The organism is Magnetospirillum sp. SS-4 (assembly GCF_902729425.1).
GTDB lineage: Bacteria > Pseudomonadota > Alphaproteobacteria > Rhodospirillales > Magnetospirillaceae > Phaeospirillum.
Map to the genome: position 1 here is coordinate 49,702 of NZ_CACVCH010000013.1, position 13,122 is coordinate 62,823.

Below are 13,122 nucleotides of genomic sequence, written 5' to 3' on the forward strand. Positions count from 1 at the left end.
CTCCTGGCAGACGAGGCGGATTGATAGCACGATTATCGTTAACGACCCCTTCACGAGCCTCCGTCCGCAAGGATCACCATGCCATCCATGCCCCCGTCGGGTCTCGCCCGCGACCTGTTCCTGGCCACCCGGCCCATGTTCCTTCCCGCCTCGGCGATACCGGTGGCGGTGGGAACCGCCTGGGGCATGCACCAGTCCGGCAGGCTGGACCCGGCGGTGCTGGCGCTGACCCTGGCCGGAATGGCGCTGCTGCACGCCGGCGCCAACGTGATCAACGATGTCGGCGACGAGATCAACGGCAGCGACCGCCTCAATCACGACCGCATCCCTCCGTTCACCGGCGGATCGCGCATGATCCAGGATGGCCGCCTCGACCTGCGGACCATGGCGGTGTGGGGAACGCTGCTGCTGCTGGCCGGCGCCGGCGTCGGCATGGCGCTCTACACGATCAAGGGGCCGCTGGTGCTGGTGTTCGGCGTGGTGGGCGGCGGGCTGGCGCTGGCCTATTCCCTGCCGCCGCTGGCGCTGGCGTCGCGCGGACTGGGCGAACTGGCGGTGGCGGCGGGATTCGGCCTGCCGGTAACCGCCACCGCGTGGTTGCAGGGCGGCGCGTTCAGCCTTGCCGGCATCCTGGCGGCGGCGGTGGTGGGATGCTGGACCGCCGCTATCCTGATCTGCAATGAGGTTCCCGACAGCAAGGCCGACGAAGCCGCCGGCAAGCGGACCCTGGTGGTGCGTCTCGGCGCCAGGAGCGCGCCGTCCCTCTATGTCGCGGTCCACGCCGTGGCGGCGGCGCTGCAACTGGCGTTGGGCTGGCTGTCCCACCTGCCGCCGTGGGCGACGGTGCCGCCGCTGCTGATCATGCTGGCGGCATTGGCGGCGGCGCCGCTGATGCTGGGCGGCCGCGGCGGCCAGTTGGCCGCCATCCGCATCACCCTGGCGATTCACCTGCTGGGCGGAAGCTGGCTGGTCGCCGCCGCGCTGGTATGACGCCGGGCGCGGCCCAGACGGCCGCGCCCGGATGACTCGTTTCCAGTCCCTCAATCGCCGGGCGCATTCCTCCGGAATGCTTGGCTTTCGCGCCATGTGGCGCGCCGGGCGTCGCCCGCAACTCCTCGCCAATGAATTCATTCATTGGCTCGTCAATATTATACATTAAACAGGAAGTGGAAGATGTCGCCGTCCTGGACGAGGTATTCCTTGCCCTCCAGCCGCATCTTGCCGGCCTCCTTGGCGCCGGCCTCGCCGCCGCAGGCGATGAAGTCGTCATAGGCGATGGTCTCGGCGCGGATGAAGCCGCGTTCGAAATCGGTGTGGATGACGCCGGCCGCCTGGGGGGCCTTGGCGCCCTTCTGCACCGTCCAGGCGCGGGCCTCCTTGGGACCGACGGTGAAGAAGGTCACCAGGTGCAGCAGTTCGTAGCCGGCGCGGATGACGCGGGCCAGGCCGGTCTCCTCCAGCCCCAGGGTTTCCAGGAACTCCCGGCGCTCGTCCTCCGAGGCCAGTTGCGCCACCTCGGATTCGATGGCGGCCGAGATCACCACGTGGAGGTTGCCCTCGGCGGCGGCGAATTTGGCCACCCGCTCGGAATACTCGTTGCCGGCGGCGGCCGAGGCCTCGTCGACGTTGCAGGCGTAGACCACCGGCTTGGTGGTCATCAGGCCGAGCGTGCGCAGGATGCGGCGCTCCTCCTCCGAGTCGAAGGAGACGACGCGGGCCGGCTTGCCCTCGCGCAGCACCGCCAGCAGCGGCGTCATGACGTCGACCTGGGCCTTGGCCTCCTTGTCGCCGTTCCTGGCCTTCTTCTCCAGCGGCACGATGCGGCGTTCCAGCGAATCCAGATCGGCCAGCATCAGTTCGGTCTCGATGGTCTCGGCATCGCGCACCGGATCGACCGAGCCTTCCACATGGGTGATGTCGTCATCCTCGAAGCAGCGCAGCACATGGACGATGGCGTCGACCTCGCGGATATTGGCCAGGAACTGGTTGCCCAGCCCCTCGCCCTTGGAGGCGCCGCGCACCAGACCGGCGATGTCGACGAATTCCAGCTGGGTGGGGATCTCCTTCTGGCTTTTGGCGATGGCCACCAGCTTGTCCAGGCGCGAATCCGGCACCGCCACCCGGCCCACATTGGGCTCGATGGTGCAGAACGGGTAATTGGCCGCCTGCGCCGCCGCCGTCGAGGTCAGCGCGTTGAACAGGGTGCTCTTGCCCACATTGGGAAGCCCGACGATGCCGCAATTGAAACCCATGAAGGTCCTCGTTCTTGCTAGAGCGCGAAACGGCTGATGCCGTCGCGGATGAGGGGAACGTTGAAATTGATCAGGAAACCGAGCCGCTTTTCCGCCAGCTTGAGATAGGTCAGTATTTGGGCGCGGTGAACCGGAATGATCCGTTCCACCGCCTTGATCTCGATAATCACCGCATCCTCGACCAGGATGTCCAGCTTCAGGGCGGCGTCGATCACCTCTCCGTCGTAGATTACCGGCAACGGCACCTGACGTCTGGCCTGAAGACCGCGCTTGGCGATCTCGTGTGCGATGCAGTGCTCATACACCGATTCCAGCAAACCCGGACCGAGCGTCCGGTGAACCTGGAAGGCACAATCAACGATCACCTTCGCTAGGGGATCGAGATGGTTCGGTACATCAACCATCTTGGTGTCCTTGGTGCCTTGGTGGTGAAAAATCGTTGCTTTCACGGTCCCGGCCGGTGGTGGACCGGTCGCCGCAGGTTCTACCACCAAGACACCAAGGACACCAAGAGGACCTGCCGGCGGCTTCCCTCGAACCCGATCAGAAAGATCGCGAATGGATTATTCTTTCTTGTTTCCCGTCATGGCCGCCCGCAGCGCCTCGGCGAGGCTGCCGCCGGGCTGGGCGGTTGAATCCCGAGGCTCCGGAGCCGGGGCGGCCGCCGCCGGCTTTTCCTTTTTCGGCCGGGGCGGCGCGGTCAGATGCGCCACCCGCGTCATGAAGCCGGCATCGTCGCCCGCGACCAGCATGGGAAAGGCGGCGGCCACCGCGTCCAGCAGCGGCGTCAGCCAGGCCTCGTCCGCCTTGGCGAAATCGTGCAGCACATAGCCCGACACCAGATCCCGGTCGCCGGGATGGCCGATGCCCAGCCGCACCCGGCGATAAGTCTGTCCCAGGTGGGAATCGATGCTCTTCAGCCCGTTATGGCCGCCGGCGCCGCCACCGCGCTTGACCTTGAGGCGGCCCGGGACGATGTCGAGCTCGTCATGCAGCACGACGACGTCATCCACGGGAATCTTGAGGAACCGCGCCGCCGCCGCCGCCGACTGGCCCGACAGGTTCATATAGGTCATGGGCTTCAGGACCAGGACCTTGTCGCCGCCGATGGTTCCCTCGGCCAGTTGCCCCTGGAACTTGGCGCGCCACGGCCCAAAGGAATGGCGGCGGACGAGTTCGTCCGCCGCCATGAAGCCGATGTTATGCCGGTTCCTGGCGTATTCGGGTCCGGGATTGCCCAGTCCGACCACCAGCAGCGTCATGTCAGCCGGCGGCCTCTGCCTCGGTGGTCTCGCCACGGGCCACGGTCGGGGCCGCGATGGAAAGCACGGTGGCCTCGGCCGACATGTGATAGAGCTTCACGCCGGCCGGCAGCGCGATGTCCTTCAGATGAACCGACTGGCCGATCTCGAAGCCGGCGAGGTCGATGACGAACTCGTGCGGGATGTTGTCGGGGCTGCAGGTGACGTCGATCTCGTGCAGTTCGAGATTGACGACGCCGCCCTTCTTGATGCCCGGCGACTTGGCTTCGTTGGTGAAGTGGACCGGCACCTTGACGTGGATGGCGTGATCGGCCGAGACGCGCATGAAGTCGACGTGAACCGGCTGGTCGGTCACCGGGTGCATCTGGACGTCGCGGGCAAGGCAGCGATGCTTGCCGTTGGCGCCGAGGTCGACGTCGAACAGCTGGGTGAAGAAGCCCGACTTGGTGATCTGGGCCCACAGGACGCGGGGATCGAGCTGAATGCAGACGGGGGCCTGCTTCTCGCCATAAATGACTCCGGGAACCAAACCGGCGCGACGAGTGGCACGGGCGGCCCCCTTTCCGCTCCGATCGCGCAGCTCGGCGACGATGCTGATAGCTTCGGACATGATGTTCTCCAAGCAAACAGGTATGGGCGCGGCCTCCAGGGGTGCCGCGCGGAAGGGGCCCGTTTACACCGGTTGCGCCGGATTGGCAAGCGCCACGGCACGGGGAACCAGCCCCTTCATCCGTTCGGTCGCCCCGACCAGGGCGGCGCGCACCGGAACCTCCATGGCGGAATGGCCGGCGTCGGGAATGATCCTCAGCCGCGCCAGGGGCCAGGACTGGGCCAGTTCCTCGGCGGTGGCCGGCGGGCAGATGACGTCGTAGCGGCCCTGCACGATGATGGCGGGCAGATGCTGAATCCGCCCCAGCCCGGCCAGAAGCTGATCCGGTTCCAGAAAGCCGTCGTGGATCATGTAGTGGGCCTCGATGCGGGCCATGGCCAGGGTTCCGGGACCGTCCGATTCGTGAGCGGGGCCGATGGCGGATGGAATCAGGCGGGCGCAGGCCTCCTCGTAGCCGCACCAGATTCGCGCCGCCGCCATGTGCACCTCCGGATCGGGGTGGTTGAGGCGGCCCATATAGGCCGACAGCGGATCGGCCCGCTCGGCGACCGGAAGATGGCCCATGAACCGCCGCCACGCCTCGGGAAAGAAATGCCCCATTCCCGACAGGAACCACTCGACCTCGTGGCGGCGGAACAGGAACACGCCGCGCAGCACGAAGCCGGTGCAGCGTTCGGGGTGGGCCTCGCCATAGGCCAGCGCCAGGGTGCTGCCCCACGAGCCGCCGAACAGCAGCCAGCGCCCGATGCCGAGATGGCGGCGCAGGACCTCCATGTCGGCCACCAGATGGGCGGTGGTGTTGGCCTCCACCGAGGCGTGCGGGCGCGAGCGGCCGCAGCCGCGCTGATCGAACAGCACGATGCGCCAGAAGGCCGGGTCGAAGAAGCGGCGATAGGCGGGGGCGGACCCCGCGCCCGGCCCGCCATGGACGAACACCGCCACTGGCCCGTCGGGATTGCCCGAGACCTCCCAATACAGGCTGTGGCCGTCGCCGACCTCCAGCATGCCGAAGGCGTGCGGCTCGAACGGGGGGAACAGGTCCATGACGTCTCTTCGGTTACGGCAACGTCGCCTACTATGCCACGACGCCAGATCATTGACGCGCCTCTTTTGCCGGCCTAAACCGGGCGCCATGAACGTGGACGACTTCGATTTCGACCTGCCCCGCGAGATGATCGCCGAACGCCCGGCCGAGCCGCGCGGCGCGGCGCGCATGCTGCGCGTGACGCCGGACGGCCTCGCCGATGGCAAGGTGGCCGAACTGGCCGGCCTGCTGCGGCCGGGCGACGTCATGGTGTTCAACGACACCCGCGTCATTCCGGCCAGGCTGGCCGGCCGGCGCGGGCTGGCCGGCGTCGAGGTGACGCTGCACCAGCGGGTCGGGCTCGATTCCTGGAAGGCCTTCGCCCGCCCGGCCAAAAAGCTGCGTCCCGGCGACCGCATCGATTTCGCCGAGGGCTTCGCCGCCGAGGTGATGGAAAAGGGCGAGGCCGGCGAGGTCGGGCTTCGCTTCGACCGCTCCGGTGACGATCTGCTGGCGGCGCTGGAGACGTTCGGCCGCATGCCGCTGCCCCCCTATATCCGGAAGGGCGAGGCCGACGACCGCGACCGCGACGACTACCAGACGGTGTTCGCCAGCGCGAAGGGAGCGGTGGCGGCGCCCACCGCCGGGCTGCACTTCACCCCCGAATTGCTGGCCGGGCTGGCCGGGCGCGGGATCGGGCGGGTGACGGTGACCCTGCATGTGGGGGCCGGAACCTTCCTGCCGGTCAAGGTCGACGACACCGACGACCACCGCATGCACGCCGAGACCGGCGTGGTCACCGCCGAGGCCTGCGCCGCCATCAACGCCGCGCGGGCGGCGGGCGGGCGGGTGGTGGCGGTGGGCACCACCTCGCTGCGGCTGCTGGAAAGCGCCGCCGACGAACAGGGAATGCTGCATCCGTTCGACCGGGCCACCGACATCTTCATCACCCCGGGCTACCGCTTCCGGCTGGTGGACGTGCTGCTGACCAATTTCCACCTGCCGCGCTCGACCCTGTTCATGCTGGTTTCCGCCTTCATGGGGCTGGAGCGCATGAAGGCGGCCTACGGGCACGCCAAGGCTTCGGGCTATCGCTTCTATTCCTATGGCGATTGCTGTCTGCTGGAGCGGAGAATCGCGCCATGACTTCCTTTTCCTTCGACCTGCTCGCCACCGACGGCACCGCCCGGCTGGGCCGGATCAATACCGCCCACGGCGCCATCGACACCCCGGCCTTCATGCCGGTGGGCACCGCCGGCACCGTCAAGGCCATGCTGCCCGGATCGGTGGCCGCTACCGGCGCCCAGGTGGTGCTGGGCAACACCTATCACCTGATGCTGCGGCCCGGCGCCGAGCGGGTGGCGCGGCTGGGCGGCCTGCACCGCTTCATGAACTGGCCGGGGCCGATCCTGACCGATTCCGGCGGCTTCCAGGTCATGAGCCTGGCCAAGCTGCGCACGCTGACCGAGGACGGCGTCACCTTCCAGTCCCATCACGACGGATCGAGGCACCACCTGACCCCGGAAAGCTCCATGGCGATTCAGCACCTGCTGGACGCCGACATCACCATGGCGTTCGACGAATGCACCCCGTTTCCCGCCACCGTCGAACAGGCGGCCCAATCCATGCGGCTGTCCATGCGCTGGGCGGCGCGGTCCAAGGCTGCGTTCGTGCCGCGTCCCGGCTATGGCCTGTTCGGCATCGTCCAGGGCGGCATCCATCCGGAGCTGCGGGCGGAATCGGCCAAGGCCTTGCAGGAGATCGGCTTCGACGGCTACGCGATCGGCGGCCTCGCGGTGGGCGAGGGCCAGGAGGCCATGTTCGCCACCCTGGACGTCACCACGCCGCATCTCCCCGCCGACCGGCCGCGCTATCTGATGGGAGTGGGCCGGCCGTCCGACATCATCGGGGCGGTGCTGCGCGGCGTCGACATGTTCGATTGCGTCATGCCGACCCGGTCGGGCCGCACCGCCCAGGCCTTCACCCGGCGCGGCACGGTCAACCTGCGCAACGCCCGCCACCAGGACGACCCCCGGCCGCTGGAGGAAGGGTGTCCCTGCCCGGCCTGCCGCGATCATTCCCGCGCCTATCTCCATCACCTGATCCGCTCGGAGGAGATTCTCGGCCCCATGCTGCTGACCTGGCACAACATCCAGGCCTATCAGGATCTGATGAAGGGGTTGCGCGACGCCATCGCCGCCGGACGGGTGGCCGATTTCGCCGCCGAGGCCGCCCGGCTGGAAGCCCTGGGCGACATCGAGGCGCCGTGACCCCCGCCCTGGCCCACGCCCTCTACGCCCTGGCTTGGCTGGCCTTCGGCCTCGGCCATTCGCTGCTGGCCGGGCGGGTCTGGCTGGGGCGATGGTCGCGGCTGGCCTATAACGGAATCGCCGTCGCCTCGTTCGCCGGCGTCTCGGCGGTGGGGGCCGTGACCCTGGCCGGCCAGCCGATGTTCGACCTGCCGGCGCCGGTCCTGGCCGGACTGGCGGCGATTCATTTCGGCGGCTGGGCGGTGCTGCTGCTCTCGGCCCGCCATTACGACCTGGGACGGCTGGGCGGCCTGACCCAATTGCGCCACCCCGATCGGCCGTCCGACGAGGAACTGCGCCTGGACGGCCCCCACCGCTGGGTCCGCCATCCCCTCTATGCCGGGGCGTTCCTGATCCTGTGGGGGGCGGCGGTCAACCCGCTGGGGCTGGCCACCGCCTGCTGGGGCAGCCTGTACCTGCTGGCGGGAACGTGGTGCGAGGAACGCCGCCTGATCCGCCTGTACGGCCGGGCCTATTCCGACTACCGCGCCCGGGTTCCCGCCTTCGCGCCATGGCGGGGGCGGGTCACTGATCCTGGGCGGCGAGACTGACGAACAGGGGGCCGAACACCTTTTCCGGCTCGCTGCCCCAGCGCTCCATGAAGGCGGCCTTGCGCTCGGGCGTGAAGGTCTCGATCCGGAACTGCGAGAACAGCGCCTGGAACAGCCGCGACATCTGATGTTCGCCGAATTCCCGCGTCACCTTGTCCTCCGCCTTCTTGGGAATGAAGGCGTTGGAGGCGGTCGAGATCGACGACGGGCTGGAGTTCATGATGATCAGGAACCAGTCCCTGCGCGGCTCGAACCGCCGGAACGAACGGGCCACCGCCACCGCAATGGTCTCGAACACCCGCTTGACGTCGTCATCGCCGTAGAAATTGTCCCAGGCCACCGCGCCGTCGGCGGTGCGGTGGCGCTCCGCCGCCTCGTTGGCGCGGGTGCGCAACCCGTCATAGGGCTCGTCGCCGACGATCAGGTGGATGGCGGCGAAGAATTGCGGCAGGTGCTTGCGCTCGATACCGGAGGCGCGGTCGTCGAGCAGCGCCGAGAACGGCTGGGTGACGATGCGGCCGATGAAATCGGTGCGCTGCTGCTCGATCCGCCGCAGGGTGAAGGCGGAATCGCAGCCCATCTCCCAATTGGCATAGTATTCCGACAGCGGCCCGCGCGCCGACAGCACCGCGTTGGCGATGCGCCGCACCACGTCCATGGAGACGGTCCCGTCGGTCGCCGATTCGTCAAGCAGATCGATCAGGGCGCGGACAGCCACGCCGGCCACCCCCCGACACCGCTTGCCACCGGGTTCCCGCAACTGGATGGCGGCATCCGGCTCGGCCACCGGCGCGTTCTGCTGCGCCCCCATTCCAACCTGCCCTTGACGCATCCGTCAAATTAAAAGCCCATCTCCCCCACTAATAATATAGCCCACATCTTGGGCGTTATGAAGTATGTCTATTGGTTGTCTCCCGGATATGACGATAAGTTCTGCGGCAAGTTTGTACCGCATCGCAATATAAGACAGATCTCACACATGAATTCAGTGGCCGCCGCCGCTGGCGCTGGGATGCCCGACCTTTTGCAGCAGCGGCAGCAACAGCAATCCCAGCACGAACACCGAGGCCATCAGCATCATGACGTCGGCGAAGGCCATGGTCATGGCCTCGCGCCGCGCCATCTGGGTCAGCAGCTTCAGCGCGGCGGCCTCGGACGAGCCGCCCAGCATCGGCTCCAGCCGGGCGGCAAGGCCGTCCAGCGCCCCCATGGCCGCCATGCGCGCCGTGGTCAGGGTCTCGGACAGCCGCGTCATGTGCAGGTCGATCCGGTTGGTCAGGGCGGTGTTGATGGCGGCCAGGCCGATGGCGCCGCCCAGATTGCGCATCAGGTTGTAAAGCCCCGAGGCGTTCTGGACCTGATCGGGCGGCAGATGTCCCAGCGCCACCGCGTTGATGGGCACGAAGCAGAACATCAGCGACAGACCGCGCACCGCCTGGGGCAGGAACATCTCCCAATAGCCCCACTCCGACGTCATGGCGGAATTCAGCCACAACCCGCCGCCGAACAGGGCAAGGCCCAGCCCCAGCATCCAGCGCAGGTCCATGTGGCGGGCCAGATTGCCGGCCAGTGGCGCCGACAGCGCCTGGAACAGGCCGGTGACCATCATGGTGATGCCAATCTCCAGCGCCGAGAAGCCGCGGATGCGGCCGAGATAGAGCGGCACCACGTAGACCGAGCCATAGAGCCCGATGCCGATGATGAAGCTGTAGAGGCACCCCACCGAGAAATTGCTGTCGGCGAAGGCCTTGAGGTCGACCACCGGATGCAAGGCGGTAAGCTCGCGCCAGACGAAGGCGAGGCCGGCGGCAACGGTGACGATGCTCAGCGCCACGATATGCCGGTCGTCGAACCAGTCCTTGGCCGCCCCTTCCTCCAGCACGTATTGCAGACAGCCCAGGAACACCGCCACCAGCACGATGCCGGCCAGGTCGAATCCCTTCAGCATGTCGAGCCGCGGCGATTCGCGCCGGCCGCAGACCAGGACCAGGGCCGCCACGATCACGCCGGGAACCACGTTGATCAGGAACAGCCAGTGCCAGCTCCAGGCCTCGGTCAGCCAGCCGCCCAGGCTCGGCCCCAGGGTCGGGGCCATGGTGGCCACCAGGCCGATCACCACCGACAGCCCCGCCTGCATGCGCGGCGGAAAGATCATGTAGGTCATGGCGAAGACGGTCGGAATCATCGCGCCGCCGAGAAACCCCTGAATCGCCCGGAACACGATCATGGACTCGATGTTCCACGAGAAGGCGCAGGCGACGCTGGCCAGGGTGAAGGTGACGCACGAGGCGAAGAACAGATAGCGGGTCGACACCACTCGGGCCGCCCAGCCCGACAGCGGAATCATCACCACCTCGGCGATCAGGTACGAGGTCTGTATCCAGCTGATCTCCTCGGCGGAGGCCAGGATGCCGGCCTGGATCTGGGTGATGGAGCTGGCGACGATCTGGATGTCCAGGATCGCCATGAACATGCCCAGCACCATGGCCAGGAACGCCACCCAGTCGCGGGTGGTGACGACCCGGTCCTGCGGCAGGACCGCCGCCACGCTCACTTCGCGGCGTCCCGGGTGTCGACCTTGACCACCACCGACAGGCCGGGGCGCAATTGGCCGGCCAGGGGATGGTCGGCGGCAAGGGCGATGCGGACCGGCACCCGCTGCACCACCTTGGTGAAGTTGCCGGTGGCGTTCTCGGGCGGCAGCAGGCTGAACTTGGCGCCCGAGGCCGGAGCGAAGCTGTCGACCACGCCGGCGATGGGGCGGCCGGGAAAGGCGTCCACCGCCACATGGACCGGCTGCCCCGGCTTCAGGCGATGCAGTTGGGTCTCCTTGAAATTGGCGTCGATCCACAGCCGGTCCAGCGGAACCACCGCCATCAGCATCTGGCCGGGGCGGGCATACTGGCCGTCGCGCACGGCGCGATTGCCGACGACGCCGTCGACCGGAGCCCGGATCACGGTGGCGTCCAGGTCGTTGGCGGCCAGGTTCACCTGCGCCTTGGCCTGCTCGACCTGGGCCTGGACCATGGCCCGTTCCGAGGCCAGCACCGCCAGTTGCCGCCGCGCCGCCTGCAATCCAGCCCCCGAACCCGATACCCCGGCCTGGGCCTTGGCGGCATCGGCGGCGGTGACGTCGAAGCGCTGGCGGCTGACGAAATCCTCGCGCACCAGCTTGCGCGACCGCTCGAAATCGGCCTGGGCGCGGGCCATGTCGGCCCTGGCGGCCGAGATGGAGGCCGCCATCTGGACGATCACCGCGTCCTGGACCGCCACCTTTTCCTCGATCTGGATCAACTGGGCCATGCGGGCGGCAAGCTGGGCGTTGGCCTCGGCCAGACGGGCGCGGTAATCGCGGTCGTCGATGCGCAACAGCACATCACCCCTGGCGACTCTGCGGTTGTCGGCGGCGACGAGGTCGACCACATGACCGGCCACCTTGGGGACAATGACGGTGATGTCGCCGTCCACATAGGCGTCGTCGGTGGATTCCATCCAGCGCCAGTCCTCGGCCCAGCGCCTGGCGGCCCAGCCGCCCGAGGCCAGCAGGATGACGAGAACGGCGAGGGCGATGACCTTCTTCATGACGGATGCCACCAAGTAAACTGAACTGAACGGTTCAGTTTATAGCTCCGTCATGGCGACCGAGTCAAACGGACATCGCCCATCCCGCCCGCGGCGGCGGAACGGGATGGGCGGCGCGGTTCTAGTAGCGGTAGGTGTCGGGCTTGAACGGCCCGGCGACCGGCACGCCGATATAGTCGGACTGCTTCTGGTTCAGCGTGGTCAGCTTGACGCCAAGCTTGGCCAGATGCAGCGCCGCGACCTTCTCGTCCAGGTGCTTGGGCAGGACGTAGACCTTCTTCTCATACTTGCCGGGATTGCAGAAGATGTCGATCTGGGCCAGCACCTGATTGGTGAACGAGGCGCTCATGACGAAGCTGGGATGGCCGGTGGCGCAGCCCAGGTTCACCAGCCGGCCCTCGGCCAGCAGGATGATGCGCTTGCCGTCGGCGAACTCGACCTCGTCCACCTGCGGCTTGACGTTGTGCCACTTGAAATTCTTCAGGCCAGCGACCTGAATCTCGGAATCGAAGTGGCCGATGTTGCAGACGATGGCGCGGTCCTTCATGGCCCGCATGTGATCGACGGTGATGACGTCGACGTTGCCGGTGGTGGTGACGAAGATGTCGCCCCTGGGCGCGGCCTCTTCCATGGTGGTGACCTCATAGCCTTCCATGGCGGCCTGAAGGGCGCAGATGGGGTCGATCTCGGTGACGATGACGCGCACGCCCTGGGACGCCAGCGATTCGGCCGAGCCCTTGCCGACGTCGCCGAAGCCGGCGACCACGGCGACCTTGCCGGCCATCATCACGTCGGTGGCGCGGCGGATGCCATCGACCAGCGATTCGCGGCAGCCGTACTTGTTGTCGAACTTGGACTTGGTGACCGAGTCGTTGACGTTGATGGCCGGCCACAGCAGGGTGCCCTTCTTTTCCATCTCGTAGAGACGGTGGACGCCGGTGGTGGTCTCCTCGGTGACGCCGCGGATGGCGGTGCCGTTGCGGGTGTAGAAGGTCTTGTCGGTCTCCAGGCGCTTCTTGATGGAGGCGAACAGGACGTCCTCTTCCTCGCAGGTCGGATTGGCGATCACCGAAATGTCCTTCTCGGCACGCATGCCGAGATGGATCAGCAAGGTGGCGTCGCCGCCGTCGTCCAGGATCATGTTGGGGCAGCCGCCGTCGGCCCACTCGAAGATGCGATGTGTGTAGTCCCAGTACTCCACCAGCGATTCACCCTTGTAGGCGAACACCGGGATGCCGGCCGCGGCGATGGCGGCGGCGGCGTGGTCCTGGGTCGAATAGATGTTGCACGACGCCCAGCGGATGTCGGCGCCCAGGGCCGCCAAGGTCTCGATCAGCACGCCGGTCTGGATGGTCATGTGCAGGGAGCCGGCGATGCGGGCACCCTTCAGCGGCTGCGACGGCCCAAATTCCTGGCGGATCGCCATCAGGCCGGGCATCTCGATCTCGGCGATGGTCAGTTCCTTGCGGCCCCAATCGGCCAGCTTGATATCGGCAACGTGAAAGTCGGTCATGATCGTCCCTTGGGCTATG

Annotated in this window: 13 protein-coding genes; 4 read left to right on the forward strand and 9 right to left on the reverse strand. The window is 67.4% G+C overall.

Translation table 11 applies throughout. From position 1 onward, the window contains the following. Nucleotides 1-78: 78 nt before the first annotated feature. Complete coding sequence (locus MTBSS4_RS03250) at nt 79-990, forward strand: prenyltransferase (protein ID WP_173981967.1); 912 nt, start codon at nt 79-81, stop codon at nt 988-990. Between the two features lie 158 nt (nt 991-1,148). Here MTBSS4_RS03250 and ychF read toward each other — a convergent pair whose 3' ends face one another. The 5 genes from ychF to pip form a co-directional block, all read right to left on the reverse strand. Then, nucleotides 1,149-2,252 carry a redox-regulated ATPase YchF gene (ychF, locus tag MTBSS4_RS03255; RefSeq protein ID WP_173981968.1) on the reverse strand — a complete coding sequence of 368 codons (1,104 nt, stop codon included), beginning with the start codon at nt 2,250-2,252 and terminating at the stop codon, nt 1,149-1,151. Between the two features lie 17 nt (nt 2,253-2,269). Beyond that, entirely contained in the window at nt 2,270-2,701 is a 432-nt protein-coding gene (locus tag MTBSS4_RS03260; protein ID WP_217425490.1) for a GxxExxY protein, read from the reverse strand. A 114-nt stretch (nt 2,702-2,815) separates the two neighbouring features. Beyond that, a complete protein-coding gene (pth, locus tag MTBSS4_RS03265) occupies nt 2,816-3,514 on the reverse strand; it encodes an aminoacyl-tRNA hydrolase (protein ID WP_173981969.1) in 699 nt (232 codons plus the stop codon). Nucleotide 3,515: 1 nt separating this feature from the next. Next, entirely contained in the window at nt 3,516-4,124 is a 609-nt protein-coding gene (locus MTBSS4_RS03270; protein ID WP_173981970.1) for a 50S ribosomal protein L25/general stress protein Ctc, read from the reverse strand. A gap of 63 nt (nt 4,125-4,187) precedes the next feature. Further along, the gene (gene pip, locus MTBSS4_RS03275; protein ID WP_173981971.1) at nt 4,188-5,168 is read right to left on the reverse strand and encodes a prolyl aminopeptidase; all 981 of its coding nucleotides are present in this window, start codon (nt 5,166-5,168) and stop codon (nt 4,188-4,190) included. Nucleotides 5,169-5,256: 88 nt separating this feature from the next. Between pip and queA the strand changes: the two genes are divergently transcribed. The 3 genes from queA to MTBSS4_RS03290 are packed head-to-tail and all read left to right on the forward strand — an operon-like array spanning nt 5,257 to nt 8,008. Next, on the forward strand, nt 5,257-6,294 hold the full coding sequence (gene queA / locus MTBSS4_RS03280; protein ID WP_173981972.1) for a tRNA preQ1(34) S-adenosylmethionine ribosyltransferase-isomerase QueA: 1,038 nt from the start codon (nt 5,257-5,259) through the stop codon (nt 6,292-6,294). Then, the gene (tgt, locus tag MTBSS4_RS03285; RefSeq protein ID WP_173981973.1) at nt 6,291-7,418 is read left to right on the forward strand and encodes a tRNA guanosine(34) transglycosylase Tgt; all 1,128 of its coding nucleotides are present in this window, start codon (nt 6,291-6,293) and stop codon (nt 7,416-7,418) included. Before queA ends, tgt begins: the two co-directional genes overlap by 4 nt. Next, nucleotides 7,415-8,008 carry an isoprenylcysteine carboxylmethyltransferase family protein gene (locus MTBSS4_RS03290; protein ID WP_254432361.1) on the forward strand — a complete coding sequence of 198 codons (594 nt, stop codon included), beginning with the start codon at nt 7,415-7,417 and terminating at the stop codon, nt 8,006-8,008. Before tgt ends, MTBSS4_RS03290 begins: the two co-directional genes overlap by 4 nt. Here MTBSS4_RS03290 and MTBSS4_RS03295 read toward each other — a convergent pair. The 4 genes from MTBSS4_RS03295 to ahcY all read right to left on the reverse strand — a co-directional run bounded on the left by MTBSS4_RS03295 (nt 7,983) and on the right by ahcY (nt 13,103). Next, nucleotides 7,983-8,819 carry a hypothetical protein gene (locus tag MTBSS4_RS03295; protein WP_173981974.1) on the reverse strand — a complete coding sequence of 279 codons (837 nt, stop codon included), beginning with the start codon at nt 8,817-8,819 and terminating at the stop codon, nt 7,983-7,985. The genes MTBSS4_RS03290 and MTBSS4_RS03295 overlap by 26 nt on opposite strands. 174 nt (nt 8,820-8,993) lie before the next feature. Then, complete coding sequence (locus tag MTBSS4_RS03300) at nt 8,994-10,562, reverse strand: DHA2 family efflux MFS transporter permease subunit (RefSeq protein ID WP_254432362.1); 1,569 nt, start codon at nt 10,560-10,562, stop codon at nt 8,994-8,996. After that, complete coding sequence (locus MTBSS4_RS03305) at nt 10,559-11,590, reverse strand: HlyD family secretion protein (RefSeq protein ID WP_173981975.1); 1,032 nt, start codon at nt 11,588-11,590, stop codon at nt 10,559-10,561. Before MTBSS4_RS03305 ends, MTBSS4_RS03300 begins: the two co-directional genes overlap by 4 nt. A gap of 121 nt (nt 11,591-11,711) precedes the next feature. Beyond that, nucleotides 11,712-13,103, reverse strand: a complete 1,392-nt coding sequence (ahcY, locus tag MTBSS4_RS03310) for an adenosylhomocysteinase (RefSeq protein ID WP_173981976.1) — start codon at nt 13,101-13,103, stop codon at nt 11,712-11,714. Between the last annotated feature and the right edge of the window lie 19 nt (nt 13,104-13,122).

What these genes read in the sequence shown, in the direction of transcription:
- MTBSS4_RS03250 (WP_173981967.1), top strand. Translation starts at nt 79, where the DNA reads ATGCCATCCATGCCCCCGTCGGGTCTCGCCCGCGACCTGTTCCTGGCC.
- ychF (WP_173981968.1), bottom strand. Translation starts at nt 2,252, where the DNA reads ATGGGTTTCAATTGCGGCATCGTCGGGCTTCCCAATGTGGGCAAGAGC.
- pth (WP_173981969.1), bottom strand. Translation starts at nt 3,514, where the DNA reads ATGACGCTGCTGGTGGTCGGACTGGGCAATCCCGGACCCGAATACGCC.
- MTBSS4_RS03270 (WP_173981970.1), bottom strand. Translation starts at nt 4,124, where the DNA reads ATGTCCGAAGCTATCAGCATCGTCGCCGAGCTGCGCGATCGGAGCGGA.
- pip (WP_173981971.1), bottom strand. Translation starts at nt 5,168, where the DNA reads ATGGACCTGTTCCCCCCGTTCGAGCCGCACGCCTTCGGCATGCTGGAG.
- queA (WP_173981972.1), top strand. Translation starts at nt 5,257, where the DNA reads ATGAACGTGGACGACTTCGATTTCGACCTGCCCCGCGAGATGATCGCC.
- tgt (WP_173981973.1), top strand. Translation starts at nt 6,291, where the DNA reads ATGACTTCCTTTTCCTTCGACCTGCTCGCCACCGACGGCACCGCCCGG.
- MTBSS4_RS03295 (WP_173981974.1), bottom strand. Translation starts at nt 8,819, where the DNA reads ATGGGGGCGCAGCAGAACGCGCCGGTGGCCGAGCCGGATGCCGCCATC.
- MTBSS4_RS03305 (WP_173981975.1), bottom strand. Translation starts at nt 11,590, where the DNA reads ATGAAGAAGGTCATCGCCCTCGCCGTTCTCGTCATCCTGCTGGCCTCG.
- ahcY (WP_173981976.1), bottom strand. Translation starts at nt 13,103, where the DNA reads ATGACCGACTTTCACGTTGCCGATATCAAGCTGGCCGATTGGGGCCGC.